This window comes from Duganella sp. (assembly GCF_039595735.1).
In the GTDB taxonomy this organism is placed as follows: Bacteria; Pseudomonadota; Gammaproteobacteria; order Burkholderiales; family Burkholderiaceae_D; genus Rugamonas.
Map to the genome: position 1 here is coordinate 1 of NZ_JBCNLB010000001.1, position 16631 is coordinate 16631.

The 16631-nt window shown below is 62.0% G+C and carries 13 protein-coding genes; 8 read left to right on the forward strand and 5 right to left on the reverse strand.

Going from position 1 to position 16631, the window contains the following annotated elements; genetic code table 11:
- Positions 1 to 249 precede the first annotated feature (249 nt).
- Positions 250 to 1500, forward strand: coding sequence for a tetratricopeptide repeat protein (locus ABDW57_RS00005; protein ID WP_343728152.1), 1251 nt, complete (start codon positions 250 to 252; stop codon positions 1498 to 1500).
- The gene (locus tag ABDW57_RS00010; protein ID WP_343728153.1) at positions 1500 to 2723 is read left to right on the forward strand and encodes a L,D-transpeptidase family protein; all 1224 of its coding nucleotides are present in this window, start codon (positions 1500 to 1502) and stop codon (positions 2721 to 2723) included. The genes ABDW57_RS00005 and ABDW57_RS00010 overlap by 1 nt, the downstream gene beginning before the upstream one ends.
- Before the next feature lie 45 nt (positions 2724 to 2768).
- Here the strand turns inward: ABDW57_RS00010 and ABDW57_RS00015 are convergent, their stop codons facing one another.
- Entirely contained in the window at positions 2769 to 3314 is a 546-nt protein-coding gene (locus ABDW57_RS00015; RefSeq protein WP_343728154.1) for an acyloxyacyl hydrolase, read from the reverse strand.
- A gap of 106 nt (positions 3315 to 3420) precedes the next feature.
- Between ABDW57_RS00015 and ABDW57_RS00020 the strand changes: the two genes are divergently transcribed.
- Complete coding sequence (locus ABDW57_RS00020) at positions 3421 to 4305, forward strand: NAD(P)-dependent oxidoreductase (RefSeq protein WP_343729094.1); 885 nt, start codon at positions 3421 to 3423, stop codon at positions 4303 to 4305.
- Here the strand turns inward: ABDW57_RS00020 and ABDW57_RS00025 are convergent.
- A complete protein-coding gene (locus ABDW57_RS00025; RefSeq protein ID WP_343728155.1) occupies positions 4297 to 5490 on the reverse strand; it encodes a M20 aminoacylase family protein in 1194 nt (397 codons plus the stop codon). The genes ABDW57_RS00020 and ABDW57_RS00025 overlap by 9 nt on opposite strands.
- A 125-nt stretch (positions 5491 to 5615) precedes the next feature.
- Here ABDW57_RS00025 and ABDW57_RS00030 point away from each other — a divergent pair, with 125 nt between their 5' ends.
- The 4 genes from ABDW57_RS00030 to ABDW57_RS00045 all read left to right on the forward strand — a co-directional run bounded on the left by ABDW57_RS00030 (position 5616) and on the right by ABDW57_RS00045 (position 12361).
- Entirely contained in the window at positions 5616 to 7694 is a 2079-nt protein-coding gene (locus tag ABDW57_RS00030; RefSeq protein ID WP_343728156.1) for a molybdopterin oxidoreductase family protein, read from the forward strand.
- Positions 7695 to 7703: 9 nt separating this feature from the next.
- Complete coding sequence (locus ABDW57_RS00035; protein ID WP_343728157.1) at positions 7704 to 8831, forward strand: aminopeptidase; 1128 nt, start codon at positions 7704 to 7706, stop codon at positions 8829 to 8831.
- A gap of 165 nt (positions 8832 to 8996) precedes the next feature.
- Positions 8997 to 10688 carry a long-chain fatty acid--CoA ligase gene (locus ABDW57_RS00040; RefSeq protein WP_343728158.1) on the forward strand — a complete coding sequence of 564 codons (1692 nt, stop codon included), beginning with the start codon at positions 8997 to 8999 and terminating at the stop codon, positions 10686 to 10688.
- 2 nt (positions 10689 to 10690) lie between these two features.
- On the forward strand, positions 10691 to 12361 hold the full coding sequence (locus ABDW57_RS00045) for a long-chain-fatty-acid--CoA ligase (protein ID WP_343728159.1): 1671 nt from the start codon (positions 10691 to 10693) through the stop codon (positions 12359 to 12361).
- Here the strand turns inward: ABDW57_RS00045 and ABDW57_RS00050 are convergent.
- The 3 genes from ABDW57_RS00050 to ABDW57_RS00060 are packed head-to-tail and all read right to left on the reverse strand — an operon-like array spanning position 12358 to position 14729.
- Complete coding sequence (locus ABDW57_RS00050) at positions 12358 to 12636, reverse strand: hypothetical protein (protein WP_343728160.1); 279 nt, start codon at positions 12634 to 12636, stop codon at positions 12358 to 12360. The two genes, ABDW57_RS00045 and ABDW57_RS00050, sit on opposite strands and share 4 nt — an antisense overlap.
- Before the next feature lie 43 nt (positions 12637 to 12679).
- On the reverse strand, positions 12680 to 14269 hold the full coding sequence (locus ABDW57_RS00055) for an alkaline phosphatase D family protein (RefSeq protein WP_343728161.1): 1590 nt from the start codon (positions 14267 to 14269) through the stop codon (positions 12680 to 12682).
- A gap of 13 nt (positions 14270 to 14282) precedes the next feature.
- Positions 14283 to 14729, reverse strand: coding sequence for an acyl-CoA thioesterase (locus tag ABDW57_RS00060; protein WP_343728162.1), 447 nt, complete (start codon positions 14727 to 14729; stop codon positions 14283 to 14285).
- A gap of 61 nt (positions 14730 to 14790) precedes the next feature.
- On the opposite strand from ABDW57_RS00060, the gene ABDW57_RS00065 reads away from it, so the two are divergent.
- Positions 14791 to 16623 (forward strand): ABC transporter ATP-binding protein/permease, encoded by a 1833-nt coding sequence (locus ABDW57_RS00065; protein WP_343728163.1) that lies wholly within the window; start codon positions 14791 to 14793, stop codon positions 16621 to 16623.
- The last annotated feature ends 8 nt before the right edge of the window (positions 16624 to 16631 follow it).

Here is a 16631-nt window from a genome sequence, read left to right on the forward strand (position 1 = left end):
GAACAGGACCGTGAAACGACTCTACGCCGATGATAGTGCTGCAACCAGTGTGAAAGTAGGTTATCGTCAAGCTAGTTATTTAGAAAAAGCCCCGTCAGGATAAAATCCGGCGGGGCTTTTTTGCGTTCGGCGCAACAAGCGATTTTGATATGCGGAAACGAAGGTGTACCATGTGTCCTTTCGCGCCAGCTTCAAAACTCAATGAAAAATAAGACAGCCCAAACAATGCTGTATTGCGCATTGGCGTTGATGGCCTGGGGGCCTGCCCGTGCGGATGATTATGCCGATGTCAGCAAGCTGGCCAAGGCCGGCAAGATCGTCGAAGCCCTGAACAAGACCAATGAATACCTGAGCAAACGTCCCAACGATCCGCAGATGCGGTTCATGAAAGGCGTGCTGCTGACTGAGCAGAACAAGTCGGAAGAGGCGATCGCCGTCTTCACCAAGCTAACCGAAGATTACAAGGATCTGCCGGAGCCGTACAACAATCTTGCTGTGCTGTACGCCGCCAATGGTCAGTACGACAAGGCGCGCGTGGCGCTGGAAAAGGCCATCCGCACCAACCCCAGCTATCAGACTGCCTATGAAAATCTGGGCGATATTTACGGCAAGATGGCCAGCCAGGCGTATGACAAGGCGCTGGCATTGGGCTCGACCACGGCGGTGCCGGCCAAGTCCAAGCTGACCATGTTGCGCACGTTCTCGACCAGTACCGGCGGCAAGTTCGTTGGCGGCGAGACTGCGCTCGCGCAAGCGCCCGTTCCAGCGCCAGCACCGGCTGCTGCGCCGGCACGTCCGGCTGCCAGCACGCAGCCGCCTTTGATTTCGCCACTGCCGCCGCAGAATGTTGCGCCGGCTAATGCGCCGCAGCGGATTCCCGCTCTGTCGGTGTCGCCTCCAGCGGCTGCGGCACCTAAAGTCGCGGCTGCGGTGGGACCGATTCCAGTAACGCCGCCGGCGCCAGCGAAGCCTGCCCCGGCCCCTGTCGTTGCGGCCGCGCCGGCGCCGGCCAAGGCTGTACCTGCGGTTGCCGCAGCGGCACCAGTGAAAGTGGCGGCTGTGCCAGCGCCAGCGCCGGTTGCACCGGCGCCGGTCAAGCCGGAACCGCCCAAGCCTGCCAAGCCGGAGCCGGAAAAGGTTGCCGCCAAGCCGGATGCGTCCGAGCATGATGCCGTGATGGCGCAGGTGAATGGCTGGGCCAAGGCCTGGGCCTCGCAGAACGTGGACTCCTACCTCGGCTACTATGCCCAGCAGTTTGAGCCGCCGAAAGGCGTCAGCCGCAAGGCGTGGGCGGACGAGCGCCGCGCCCGTATTGAAGGCAAAGGCCGCATCCGCGTGGAAGTGGCTGCGCCGGAGGTCTCGGTCAACGGTAACACGGCCAGGGTCACTTTCCGCCAGACCTATGAATCCGATCGTTTAACCGCACGCAGCCGCAAGACGCTGGTGATGGTTAAAAATGGCGGAAAATGGCAGATCAAGCAGGAAATTTCGGGTAACTGATGTCACACTCATTTTTGCGTAAATGGCGCACGGGCAGCGTGCTTGGCGCGCTTATCCTCAGCCTGGCGGGAGGGGAGTTCAGCCACGCCGCAAAAAAGCCGGCGCGGGCGCCGGTCGCCCGTAAAGCCAATCCGGAAGAGCTGCTTAACGATATCTATAAAGATCTGGCAGCACATGATCTCGGCGCCGCGCAGAAAAAGGCCGATGCGCTGGTCGAAGCCTATCCCAATTTCCGCCTCGGTCATCTGATCCGCGGCGATATCCTGTTGATGCATACGCGCGCGGTGACCAATCTGGGCGCTGCTGTACCGCCCGGCTCTGAAGCCAGACTGGCCGACCTGCGCCGTGAAGCGGCGGTGCGCCTGCAGGCCGAGCGTCCGGCGCCGACCTTGCTGCCGCGCGCGCTGCTGCAGATGCGCAAGGACCAGAAACATGCGCTGATTGTCGATGCCAGGCATTCGCGCCTGTACCTGTATGAGAACACCAACGCCGGCCTGCGCCTGATGCAGGACTTCTATGTCAGCCAGGGCAAGCTCGGCATCAACAAGCTGAAGGAAGGCGATATGCGCACGCCGGTGGGCGTGTATTACCTGATCGGCCGTCTGCCAGGCGTGAAGCTGCCGGATATGTATGGCAAGGGCGCGCTGCCGCTTGATTATCCGAATGACTGGGACAAGATCAATGGCCGCAGCGGTTCCGGCATCTGGGTGCATGGCACGCCGCCGGAGACGTTCAGCCGGCCGCCGCTGTCGACCGATGGCTGTGTGGTGGTCAGCAATGATGATCTGAATTTCCTGACGCGCACGGTGGAAATCGGCAAGACGCCGATTCTGATTGGCGATCAGGTGGAGTTTGTCAGCAAGGAGCAGCTGGACCAGGATCTGCGTCAGGCGGCCTCGCTGGTGGAGGCATGGCGGCGTGATGTGGAGAACCGCGATGACGCCAGTCTGAAGTCGCTGTATTCGGCGCGCTTCAGGTCAGCGGCGGATGAGGATATCAATACCTGGCTGGACAAGAACCGCTATCTGCCAGGGGCGAAGAAGATCAGTGTGACGGTCAGCGATCCGAGCTACTTCCGCCAGCCCAGCCAGGAAGAGGTCATTGTCAGCAACTTCACCCAGCAGATCGTGATCGGCAAGTTCCGTCACGCGGTGCGCAAGAAGCAATACTGGGCCAAGGAAGGCAAGAACTGGAAGATTGTGGCTGAGTCGAACGTATCGTAACGCCGACTCAGCATGGATTCCGGCTTGCGCCGGAAGGACGTCTTATCAGAAGTGGTATGCCGCCTTGAGTTCGACGAAGTTCACACCCGAGTTCGGCTTCTTGTAGCCGCCGTTCGAGAAGTGTTGCAGCTTCACGCCCACCTCCCAGTTGTTGTCGAACACGTAGCCAGCAGCGATGTGGTCACCGAACTGGAAGTGGGTCGACAGGCGGTTGTCGCTGTTGTTGTACAGCTTCGAGAACATGTGCACGCCGATGCCGCCTTCGTAGTACATGCCCTTCTTGTTGTCGTTCTGGAAGCGGAACACTGGAGTGAAGCCGATATCCCACAGTTTCTGTTCAGCGCCGACCACGTTCTTGTAGCGGTTTTCCTGCCAGATGCCGGTGCTCAGTTCCCAGTAGCCACCCAGGTGGGTGCCGTTCGACTGGAACCATTTGTTGTCCCAATCCTTGGCGGCGTTGAAGCGCACCATTTGTACGTGCTCGCCGGCACCTACGTCGACCGACACGGAGTCGATCAGTTTGTCATCTGCATACGCGCTTTGCGCGGCGATCAGCGCGGCGGCAACCGCGATCATTTTTTTGGTGAACATAGTATCCTTGCAATTATGGAGTGCTGTATCTCAGATTGTTATACGGCTAACCCGTGATTGTACCGGGGTTCGGAAAATAATTCTTGGAGCGAAATTGTCTACGCAAATTACTTTCTTAGGCATAGGCTTGATGGGGGAGCCGATGGTGCGCCGCCTGCTGGCGGCCGGCCACCAGGTCACGGTCTGGAACCGCACGCACGCCAAGGCGCAGGCGCTGGCCGAGGCTGGCGCGCGGCCGGTGGCGCAGCTGGCGGCCGCGGTGCAGGGCGCGCCGATGGTGATTTCCATGCTGGAAGCCGGTCCCACCGTGCAGCTGGTGCTGGACGCCGCTCTGCCAGCGCTGGCGCCGAACGCGCTGTGGATCGACATGAGTTCGACCCAGCAGGCTGAAGCCCAAGGCTTCCACGCGCAGCTGACGGCGGCGGGGCGGCGCTTCCTCGATGCGCCGGTGTCGGGCGGCGTCGGTGGCGCGGCGGCCGGCACGCTGGCCATCATGGCGGGCGGCGCGGTGCAGGATTTTGCCGAGGCCGAACCGGCGTTGTCGGCCATGGGGCGCGCCACGCTGGTCGGTCCGGCCGGCAGCGGTCAGGTCGCCAAGCTGTGCAATCAGCTGATCGTTGGTGCAACCATCAATATCGTTGCGGAAGCCATGTTGCTGGCGCAGGCGGCCGGCGCCGATCCGGCGGCGATGCGCGCGGCCATCCGTGGCGGTTTTGCCGAGTCGAAGATACTGGAGGTGCATGGCCAGCGCATGCTGGAGCGGAATTTTGTCGCCGGCGGCAAGGTCGCCACCCAGCTGAAGGATCAGCGCAATATCCTGGCGGCAGCGGAAGCGGCCGGCATTGTGCTGCCGCTGACCGAGCTGGTCACGGCACGCTATATCACGCTGTCCAGGACCATCCCGCAGGCCGATCACTCAGCCGCGCTGATCGGCCTGGAGCAGCTGAATCCGGGGCAACGCGTCGGCACCGCGCCCGACCAATTAGGCTAGCGGCAGGCTGGCTTCCACCAGCTTGACCCAGAAGCTGGCGCCCACCGGCAGCAGGTTGTCGTTGAAGTCATAGCTGCCGTTGTGCAGCACGCACGGGCCGAGGCCGTGACCGCCGGCGCGGTGGTCACCTTCGCCATTGCCGATGAAGATGTAGCAGCCCGGCCTGGCTTGCAGGAAGTAAGCGAAGTCTTCCGCCGCCATCGATGGTTCGGTCTGGTCGTCCACCTTGTCGGCGCCGACCACGGATTTCATCACTTCCACCGCAAAGCGGGTCGCTTCCGGATGGTTGATCAGCGGCGGGTAGTTGCGGCGGAACTTGAATTCCACTTCCGCATCAAACGCGGCGGCCGTGTTGACGGCGATCTGTTCCATTTTCTTTTCCAGCATGTCCAGCACGTCCCACGACAGGGTGCGCACGGTGCCGGCCATTTTGGCTTCGTCCGGAATGACGTTGGTGGCGGTGCCTGCCTGGATCTGCGTCAGCGACAGTACGGCCGTATCCAGCGGGCTGGTGCGGCGGCTGATGATGGTTTGCCAGCCTTGCGCGATCTGCACCGCGATCATCACCGGGTCGATGCATTTGTGTGGCTGAGCCGCATGCCCGCCCTTGCCCTTGACGGTCACGTAGAACTCGTTACTGGACGCCATCAGCGGGCCTTCGCACACGCTCATGTGGCCGGCGGGGATGCCGGGCCAGTTGTGCATGCCGTAGATGGCATCCATCGGGCATTGCTCGAACAGGCCGTCTTCGATCATGCGCCTGGCGCCGGCGCCGCCTTCTTCGGCAGGCTGAAACACCAGATACACGGTGCCGTCGAAGTTGCGATGCTCGGCCAGGTGCTTGGCCGCGCCCAGCAGCATGGCGGTGTGGCCGTCATGGCCGCAGGCGTGCATCTTGCCGGGGTGAACCGAGGCGTGCGGGAAGGTATTCACTTCCTGCATCGGCAGGGCGTCCATGTCGGCGCGCAGGCCGATGGAACGGCCGGAGCTGCCGTTCTTGATGACGCCGACCACGCCGGTGATGCCCAGGCCGCGAATTACCGGGATGCCCCATGCGGTCAGCCTGGCGGCCACCACGTCCGAGGTGCGTTGTTCTTCATAGCAGAGCTCAGGATGGGCGTGCAGGTCGCGCCGGATCTCCTGTAGCTCGGATTGAAATGCAATGATGGGATCAACCAGTTTCATGCTACTTCTCCACTATTCCGCTATTTCCATTTTTCCAATTGTAGCCCTTGTCCGCGGAGTTAAGCCAGAGCGCACGCAATGGTTTACGATACTGCTTTGAACCAACGCTTTTTGGATTTTCAGACATGACAAGCACACAAGTCCGCGCAGCCTGCCCGCTCGACTGCCCCGACACCTGCGCCCTGCTGGTGACGGTGGAAGACGGCGTCGCCACCGCGGTCAAGGGCGATCCCGACCACCCGACCACGGCCGGCGTGCTGTGCACCAAGGTATCGCGCTATACCGAGCGCACCTATCACGAAGACCGCCTGCTGCATCCGCTGAAACGCGTGGGCAGGAAGGGCGAGGGCAAGTTTGAGCGCATCAGCTGGGACGAGGCGCTGGACACCATCGCAGCCCGCCTCAAGCCGATCGCCGCCCGCGCGCCGGAAGCCATCCTGCCGTACAGCTACTGCGGCACCATGGGGCTGGTGCAGGGCGAGTCCATGTCTTCGCGCTTTTTCAACAAGATCGGCGCGTCGCTGCTGGATCGGACCATTTGCGCGACGGCCGGCTTCACCGGCTACAAGTACACCATCGGCGCTTCGGTCGGCACCGACATGGAGCAGTTCCAGAATGCCAAGCTGCTGATCATCTGGGGCGGCAATCCGATTGCATCCAACCTGCACTTCTGGACCCGCGCGCAGGAAGCCAAGCGCCATGGCGCGAAGCTGATCGCCATTGACCCCTACCGCTCGCTGACGGCGGAGAAGTGCCACCAGCACATCGCCCTGCTGCCAGGCACCGATGCCGCGCTGGCCTTGGGCCTGATGCATGTGCTGATCAAGGAAGACTTGCTGGATCACGATTACATCGCGCAGTACACGCTGGGCTTTGAAGAACTGAAGCAGCGCGCGGCGGAATGGACGCCGGAGCGCGTGGCCGACACTTGCGGCATCACGGTGGATGAAGTGGTCGATCTGGCGCGCCTGTACGGCAGCATGGCCAAGGCCGGCGAGCCGGTGGCGATCCGCACCAACTATGGCGTGCAGCGCGTGCGCGGCGGCGGCATGGCGGTGCGGAACATCGCCTGCCTGCCGGCGCTGGTGGGCGCGTGGCGTCATCCGGCGGGCGGCGTGCAGCTGTCGTCCAGCGGCTCCTTCCCGACCAACAAGCCGAAGCTGCAGCGCCCGGATTTGTTGAAGAAGATCCCGCGCACCATCAACATGACCACCATTGGCGACGACCTGCTGCGGCCTGCTTCGCCAGCGTTTGGGCCACAGGTGGAAGCGGTCATCGTGTACAACTCGAATCCGCTGGCGATTGCGCCTGATTCGGACAAGGTGATGCGCGGCTTTATGCGCGAGGATTTGTTCACGGTGGTGCTGGAGCAGTTCCAGACCGACACCGCGGACTACGCCGACATCGTGCTGCCGGCCACCACGCAACTGGAGCATATTGACGCCCACACGTCCTACGGCCACCTGTACATGATGGCAAATAACGCCGCCATCGCGCCGATGGGCGAGGCCAAGCCGAACACCGAGATCTTCCGCCTGCTGGCGGCGCGCATGGGCTTTGACGACGACTGCTTCAAGGAGTCTGACGATGAATTGGCGGCGCAATCCTTCAACGCCCAGGACGTGCGCGCCATCGGCTTTGACTGGGACGCCTTGAAACAGAAGGGCTGGCAGAAATTGAATATGCCGGCGGCACCGTTTGCGCAGGGCGGCTTCTACACGCCGTCCGGCAAGTGCGAATTCTATTCCGCGCAGATGGCAAAGGACGGTCTCGATCCGCTGCCAACTTATCTGCCGCCATATGAATCGGTGGCCAGCAACCCGGAGTTGGCAAAGCGCTATCCGCTGGCGATGATTTCGCCGCCGGCGCGCAACTTCCTCAACTCCACGTTCGTCAACGTGAAAAGCCTGCGTTCGGCCGAAGGCGAGCCGCATCTGGACATCCATCCGGACGACAGCGCGGCACGCGGCATCGCCGACGGCGACATGGTACGCATCTTCAATGACCGCGGCTCCTTTGTGGCCAAGGCGCGCGTGACCGACAAGGCGCGCGCCGGTCTCGTTGTCGGCTTGTCAGTGTGGTGGAAAAAGCTAGCCACGGATGGTAAAAACGCCAATGAGGTTACCAGCCAACAGCTGACAGATATGGGCCGCGCACCGACTTTTTACGATACACTGGTTCAAGTTGAGAAGGTCTCTGCTTGAAGGTGATGTATGCGCAATATTGCACGTCAAATGCTCCGCGCCAGGTACTGGCTGGCGCCGGCGTGCGTCGCTGCGATGCTGGCCGGTTGCGCGCAATTCAAGTACTACATGCAGGCCGCGCAAGGCCAGTATGCATTGTGGTCGGACGCCCGTCCGATTGACGACTGGCTGGGCGATCCCACCACCGATCCGCAGCTGAAGGCACGTCTCGAAAAAGCCATGTTGATCCGCAAATTCGCGGTCAAGGAACTGGGCCTGCCGGACAACGCCAGCTACAAGAACTATGCCGCGCTATCGCGCCCGTTTGTGCTGTGGAATGTGGTGGCGACGCCGGAGTTGTCGCTGCGGCCGATCCAGTGGTGCTTCCCGATCGCCGGCTGCGTCAGCTACCGCGGCTACTACAGCAAGGAAGACGCCATGGCCTACGCTGACGAGTTGCGCAAGGAGCGCAACGACGTGCAGGTGGGCGGCGTGCCGGCGTACTCCACGCTGGGCTGGTTCAGCGATCCGCTGCTGTCCACCTTCATCAACTATTCCGATGCCGAACTGGCGCGCATGGTGTTCCATGAATTGGCGCACCAGGTGGTGTATGTGCAGGGCGATTCGCAATTCAACGAAGGCTTCGCCACGGCGGTGGAGGAGGCCGGCGTGGCGCGCTGGCTGGAGCTGTATGGCACCGATCCGATGCGCGAAGCCTACACCCGCTACAACGCGCGCCGGCAAGACTTTCTGGCGCTGCTGGTGCGGCACCGCAAAATGCTGGCCGACCTGTACGCCGGCAAAACCAGCACGCGCCACAAGCGCGCCGAAAAAGCACGCATCTTTGCCCACCTTAAATCCGACTACGCCAGGCTGAAGGAAAGCTGGGGGGGGTACGCCGGTTATGACCGCTGGTTTGCCGAGCCGCTGACCAACGCCCACCTCAGCGCGGTGGGAACTTACCACGATTATCTGCCCGCCTTCCGGGTGTTGCTAAAGCAGGAACGAACGTTCGTGCGATTTTATGGTGCGGTGCAAAAAATAGCGACTCTTGATGCAGGTCAACGCCGACAGCAGTTGGAGCTGCTGGGCCGCCCGCCGATGCTCAACGCGGAAAGCGGCAAGGGAGCGCAACCAGACGGCGAAGGCGCGCATTGATGCTGCGTTGCGGCATAAAAAGCCGTTAGAACCTCCGTTCTAATTATGGTTAAATGCGCTTGCGTACGGGCGTCCTGCCCGATAGCATCGCATCATCAGCAAGCTCCCTGACCGGCTCTGTGCGCCGGCCTTACAACGATAAATATTCGAGACAAGAGGCACAGGATGGAGAAAATCTGGTTGAAATCGTATCCACCGGGCATGCAGACCGAAGTTGATACGAGTCAGTACCGTTCGCTGGTGCAGTTGCTGGAAGAATCGTTCCAGAAATATGCAAGCCGTAACGCGTATGTCTGCATGGATAAGTTCCTCACCTATGCCGAAGTCGATGCGTATTCGAAGCGGCTTGGCGCCTGGCTGCAAAGCCGCGGCCTGAAGCCGGGCGCGCGCGTGGCCATCATGATGCCCAACGTGCTGCAGTATCCGATCGCGATTGCGGCGATCCTGCGCGCGGGCTACACGGTGGTCAACGTCAACCCCTTGTACACGCCGCGCGAGCTGGAACATCAGCTGAACGATGCGGGCGCGGAAGCGATCATCATCCTGGAAAACTTTGCCACCACGCTGGAACAGGTGCTGGGCAAGACCCAGGTCAAGCATATCGTGGTGGCCAGCATGGGCGAGATGCTCGGCGGCCTCAAGGGCATGCTGGTGAACTTCGTGGTGCGCAGCGTGAAGAAGCTGGTGCCGGCGTTCTCGCTGCCGAACGCGGTGCGCTTCAAGGATGCGCTGTCGCAGGGCGGCGGCATGAAGCTGACGCCGGTGCAGCTGAAGGACAGCGATCCCGCTTTCCTGCAGTACACCGGCGGCACCACCGGCGTGTCGAAGGGCGCGACGCTGACGCACAAGAATATCGTGGCCAACCTGCTGCAAAGCGAAGCCTGGTCGCAGCCGGCGCTGGGCGGTTCGGACGAGCAGGTGACCATCGTGTGCGCGCTGCCGCTGTACCACATCTTCGCGCTGACGGCGTGCGCGATGTGGGGCACGCGGGTGGGCGCGCTGAACATCCTGATTCCGAATCCGCGCGACATCGGCGGCTTCGTCAAGGAACTGGCCAAGTACAAGTTCAATATGTTCCCTGCGGTGAACACCTTGTACAACGCGCTGCTGAATCATCCGGATTTCGCCCATCTGGATTTCTCGGCGCTGAAGATTTGCAATGGCGGCGGCATGGCGGTGCAGCAGGCCGTCAACGACCGCTGGCTGAAGGTGACGGGCGTGTCCATCATCGAGGGGTATGGCTTGTCCGAAACCTCGCCGGTGGCCACCTGCAACCGTGCGGACAGCAAGGAGTTTACCGCCACCATCGGCCTGCCGGTGCCGTCGACCGACATCGCCATCCTGGATGACGACGGCAAGGAAGTGCCGCTGGGCACGGCCGGCGAGATCGCGATTCGCGGCCCGCAGGTGATGGCCGGCTACTGGAACCGTCCGGACGAAACGGCCAAGGTGATGACGCCCGACGGCTACTTCAAATCGGGCGACGTCGGCGTGATGGACGCCAACGGCTTCGTGAAGATTGTCGACCGCAAGAAGGACATGATTCTGGTGTCCGGCTTCAATGTCTATCCGAACGAGCTGGAAGGCGTGATTGCCGCGCATCCTGGCGTGCTGGAGTGCGCCGCGATCGGCGTGCCGGATGAGCACTCGGGCGAGGCCGTCAAAGTGTTCGTAGTGCGCAAGGACCCGAACCTGACGGAAGCCGACCTGATGGCCTACTGCAAAGAACAATTAACCGGCTATAAAAAGCCGAAATACATTGAGTTCCGCGAGGAGCTACCCAAAACCAATGTCGGGAAAATTCTGCGCCGCATGCTGCGCGACGAAGCAACCGGCGACAAGAAAAAGGCTGCATAAAGATGGAAAAGATTTGGCTGAAGTCGTACCCCGAAGGCGTACCAGCGGAGATTGATAACACCCAATACCGCTCGGTCACCCATTTGCTGGAAGAGTCTTTCCGCAAGTACGCTGACCGCAACGCTTTCGTGTGCATGGACAAGTTCATGACGTACGGCGAGCTGGATCAACTGTCTTCCAAAATGGGCGCCTGGCTGCAGAGCAAAGGCTTGCCGGCCGGCGCGCGCGTCGCCATCATGATGCCGAACGTGCTGCAGTACCCGGTCGCCATGGCGGCCGTGCTGCGCGCCGGCTACACGGTGGTGAATGTCAATCCGCTGTACACGCCGCGCGAGTTGCAGCACCAGCTGGTGGACTCGGGCGCCGAAGCCATCATCGTGCTGGAGAACTTTGCCACCACCGTGCAGCAGGTGGTGGCGCAGACGCCGGTCAAGCATGTGGTGGTGGCCACCATGGGCGACCTGCTGGGCGGCCTGAAAGGCGCACTGGTCAACTTTGTGGTGCGCAAGGTCAAGAAGATGGTGCCGGCGTATTCGCTGCCGGGCGCGGTCTCGTTCAAGCAGGTGCTGGCCGAAGGTTCGGGCATGGTGCTGCAGCCGGTCAAGCTGGGGCATGACGATATCGCCTTCCTGCAATACACCGGCGGCACCACCGGTGTCTCCAAGGGCGCCATCCTGCTGCACCGTAACGTGATTTCCAACGTGCTGCAAAACGAAGCGTGGCTGCAGATGAAAGGCGGCGGCGAACAGATGGTGTTCGTCAGCGCGCTGCCGCTGTATCACATCTACTCGCTGACCATCAGCGCCTTCATGAGCATGCGCACCGGCGGCCTGAGCCTGCTGATTCCGAACCCGCGCGACATTCCCGGCTTTGTGAAAGAGCTGTCCAAGTACAAGGTGACCGTGCTGCCGGCGGTGAATACGCTGTACAACGCGCTGCTGAACAACGCCGATTTCGCCAGGCTGGACTTCTCGTCCTACAAGCTGTGCAACGGCGGCGGCATGGCCGTGCAGAAGAGTGTGGCCGAGCGCTGGCTGAAGGTGACCGGCACCCCGATCATCGAGGGCTATGGCTTGTCCGAAACCTCGCCGGTGGCCACCGCCAACCGCATTGATATCAAGGAATTCACCGGCACCATCGGCCTGCCGATTCCATCGACCGAAGTGGCGATCCTGGACGATGACGGCAACAAGCTGCCGCTGGGTTCGACTGGCGAGATCGCGATCCGCGGCCCGCAGGTGATGGCCGGCTACTGGAACCGTCCGGAAGAAACCGCCAAGTCGATGACGTCGGATGGCTTCTTCAAGACCGGCGATGTTGGCGTGATGGACGAGAACGGCTTCACCCGCATTGTTGATCGCAAGAAGGACATGATTATCGTGTCCGGCTTCAATGTGTATCCGAACGAGGTGGAAGGCGTGGTGGCGGCGCATCCGGGCGTGCTGGAAGTGGCGTGCATCGGCGTGCCGGACAAGAATTCGGGCGAGGCCGTGAAGCTGTTCATCGTGCGCAAGGACCCCAACCTGACCGCCGAGCAGGTGCTGGACTTCTGCAAGCACGAGTTGACCGCTTACAAGAAGCCCAAGTACATCGAATTCCGCGATGAACTGCCGAAAACCAACGTCGGCAAAATCCTGCGCCGCCAGTTGCGCGACGAAAAAGCCGCCGCTTAAGGCTTGCGGACACACGCGAGCCTGCGGGCTCGCATGGCGGTTGCCAGGCGGCTGCGTACCTCATGCTCGCGATTGAGGTAGCCTTCCACATTGGCCTTGCGGGCGGCCTCGGCAAAGTGCAGGTCGTCCACTTCCTGTAGCCGTTCAAATTCGGCTAGCGACAGCACGACCACGGATGCGTGGCCGGCTTGTTCCACTACGACGGTTTGCGTCAGCGCTTGATGCAGATAGCGATCAAGCTCGTGCGCGATTTCCACTTCAGACACTTTCAACATACGGCACCCCCTGCAAGCCAGTATAGAACTTGTCCGCCGCGATTCAAGCGCGGACCGGGCCGGCCTGGCCGTCGCGCACCACGAAGGCGGCGCCGCGTGCGATCGGGCTGGCGCTGTCATGCACGCTGTCCAGAACAAGAAAGTGGGCGGTGGTGTCAGCTGGCGTGACGGTCAGCAGCATGTAGCCGCGCCTGTCGCTGCGGCCATATTTGATGCCGTGGTTCATCGACACATATTGCTCGGTACGTGCTTGCGGGCGTGAGGGCGAGGTGATGGAGGTGCCGCAGAATTCCGTCGCCACCAGCGGATTGGCAGGCGAGGCGGGTCGCGATGGATTGCGCGCCAGCTCGCAGGCGAAGAAGCTGTGCACGTCACCGGACAGGACCAGCGGATTGCGGGCGCGGCTGGTGTGCAGAGTGTCCATCAATTGCTGGCGCGCCATGGGGTAGCCGTCCCAGCCGTCGGTCCAGAAGCGGCCGTCGCCAGCCTTCATGATCGGCAGCTGGCTGTTCTGCGCCATCAGGGTTTGCTGAGCCAGGATGTTCCAGCGCGCCTGCGATGAGGACAGGCCCTGCGCCAGCCATTGCTCCTGTTCCTGACCCAGCATGGTGCGGCTGCGGTCCAGCAGCGTCGGGCAGGCGCGCAGCAGGACGGAGCTGGAGCCGCCGCGTCCCGGCGGCGGGCAGGCCAGGTTGGCGCGGTACTGACGGTCGTCCAGCACGTGGAAGCGTGCCAGCTTGCCCCAGTCGTAGCGCTGGTAGATGCGCAGATGGGCGAAGTCGCGCGGCGTCAGGCGTAGCGGCATGTGTTCGTAGAAGGCCTGGTAGGCGGCGGCCCGCCGTTGCAGGAAGCGCGGGTTGAGGCGTTCATCCTGCTGATTGGCGTAGTCGTTGGCGACTTCGTGATCGTCCCAGGTGACGATCCACGGCGCGGCGTGGTGGGCGGCCTGCAGATGGGCGTCGGTTTTGTACTGGGCGTAGCGGGCGCGGTAATCGGCCAGCGTGAAGCTTTCAGAGGCCCGTACAGCCGCTTTGGGGTGTTGCAACTGGTATGGACCCCACTCGTAGATGTAATCGCCCAGGAAGGCCACCAGATCGGGCGCAGCAGCGGCGATGTGGTGGTGGGCGGCGTAGCTGCCGAATTCCCAGTGCTGGCAGGAGGCCACGGCCAGCTTGAGCTGCTTGGGCATGCTGCCCGCGGCGGGCGCGGTGCGCGTGCGGCCGGTCGGACTGACGGCGTCGCCCAGCATGAAGCGATACCAGTACCAGCGGTCGGGCTGCAGGCCGCTGATATCGACATGGACACTGTGCGCCAGTTCGGGCGCGGCGCCGGCGCTGCCCCTGGCGGCGATGCGGCGGAAGTTTTCGTCTTCCGCCATTTCCCAGCGCACGCTGAAGGCGATGGGCGGGGTGGCCGCGGCGTTGAGCGGGTCATGCAGGATGCGGGTCCAGATGATGACCGCGTCCGGCAGCGGCGAGCCGCTGGCGACGCCAAGGCTGAACGGGTAGGCATTGCGGCTGTCGCGCGCGCCGGCGCGGTTCTGGGCCGCGCCGATGGTGCTGGCGCTGCTCAGCGCTGCCAGCGCGCCAAGGCGGCTGGCGGTATGGAGGAAGATGCGGCGGTGTTCGTCCATGCGCCGCCGGGGCTCAGGGATTGATCAGCGTCTCGATCGACGGCACTTTGCGCGGCTTGCGATCGGAGTCGGTGGCGACGTAAGTCAGCGTGGCTTCGGTCACCTTCACGGTGTTGGTCTGCAGGCGGTTGCGCTCCGCGTACACTTCCACCTGCACGGTAATGGACGTATTGCCAACCTTGACAATATCAGCATAGAACGACAGCAGGTCGCCCACGAACACCGGATTCTTGAACACGAAGGAATTCACCGCAATGGTGGCAACCCGGCCGTTGGCGCGGCGCGTGGCCGGCAGCGAACCGGCGATGTCGACCTGCGCCATGATCCAGCCGCCGAATACGTCGCCATACACATTGGCGTCGGACGGCGCGGGCATCATGCGCAGTTCCGGCATCTTCCCGGCGGGCAGGCCGCGGTTGACAGTGTTGACGTTGGGGACGGGATTTTGGGGCGTGGTCATCGTGATTTCTCTTCTGGGGCTACAATTATCGGGATTGAACCATAAAAAGCCAATATCCGCCATGCGCCGTTACGCCGATTCCCCGCCAGCTCCCGCCAGCACTACCGCTCCTGCCCGCAGCGATACCGCAACAATTAAAACCCTGATCCCGTACTTATGGGTCTACAAATGGCGCGTGCTGCTGGCGCTGGGCTGCCTGGTCGGCGCCAAGCTGGCCAATGTCGGCGTGCCGGTGGTGATGAAGAAGCTGATCGATTCGCTGACCATCACGCCATCGCATCCGCAGGGGCTGCTGGTGCTGCCGCTGGGCGCACTGGTGGCGTATGGCGCGCTGCGCGTATCGACCACGCTGTTCACCGAGCTGCGCGAGTTCCTGTTCGCGCGCGTGACGCAGCGTGCGGTGCGCACCATTGCGCTGAAAGTGTTCCGCCATCTGCACGCGCTGTCGCTGCGCTTCCACCTGAATCGCCAGACCGGCGGCATGACGCGTGATATCGAACGCGGCACGCGCGCGGTCGGGTCGCTGATTTCGTACACGCTGTTTAACATCCTGCCGACGCTGGTCGAGATCACGCTGGTGCTGGGCTATCTGGTCACGCACTACGATATCTGGTTCTCGGTGATTACCTTTGTGGCGCTGGTCTCGTACATCACGTTCACGATTTTGATCACCAACTGGCGCACGCACTTCCGCCGCACCATGAACGAGCTGGACTCCAAGGCCAACACCAAGGCCATCGACTCGCTGCTCAACTACGAAACGGTGAAGTACTTCGGCAACGAGGAGTATGAGGCCAGGCGCTATGACGAGGGCTTGCGGCACTATGAAAGCGCGGCCGTGAAATCGCAGACGTCGCTGTCGCTGCTGAACACCGGGCAGTCGATGATCATTGCGGTTGCGGTGACCTTGATCCTGTGGCGCGCCACCGTCGGCGTCATCGAAGGCAAGATGACGCTGGGTGATCTGGTGCTGGTCAATTCCTTCATGATCCAGCTGTACATTCCGCTGAACTTCCTCGGCGTGATTTATCGCGAGATCAAGCAAAGCCTGGCCGACATGGAAAAGCTGTTCTCGCTGCTGGACCAGAACAAGGAGATTGCCGATACGCCGGATGCGCGTCCGCTGGTCACGCACGGCGCGCAGGTGCGCTTCAATCATGTGGACTTCAGCTACGATCCAAAGCGGCAGATCCTGTTTGATGTGGACTTCACCATCGCACCCGGCACCACCACGGCGGTGGTGGGCCACAGCGGCTCCGGCAAGTCGACCTTATCGCGCCTGCTGTTCCGCTTCTATGAGGTGAACGCGGGCAGTATTACCATCGACGGCCAGGATCTGCGCTCGCTGACGCAGGACTCGGTGCGCCATGCCATCGGCATCGTGCCGCAGGATACGGTGCTGTTCAATGACACCATCGAATACAACATCGCCTACGGCAAGCCAGGCGCTTCGCACGAGGAGATCGTGGCTGCCGCGCGTGCCGCATCGATTCACGATTTCATCGATAGTCTGCCGGACGGTTACAAGACCATGGTGGGTGAGCGCGGCCTGAAACTCTCCGGCGGCGAGAAGCAGCGCGTGGCGATTGCGCGCACGCTGCTGAAGAATCCCGCGATTCTGATTTTCGACGAAGCCACGTCGGCGCTGGACTCGAAAGCGGAGCAGGCGATTCAGGCGCAGCTGAAGGAAATCTCGCGCACGCGCACCACGATGGTGATCGCGCACCGCCTGTCCACCGTGGCCGACGCGCAGCAGATTATCGTGCTGGATCACGGCCGCATCGTCGAGCGCGGCACGCATCAATCGCTATTGGCAGCGGACGGACTGTATGCTCAAATGTGGGAGCGTCAGCAAGCAAGGACTGACGAAGAAGACACTGTGAATATAGTTTAATAAATAAA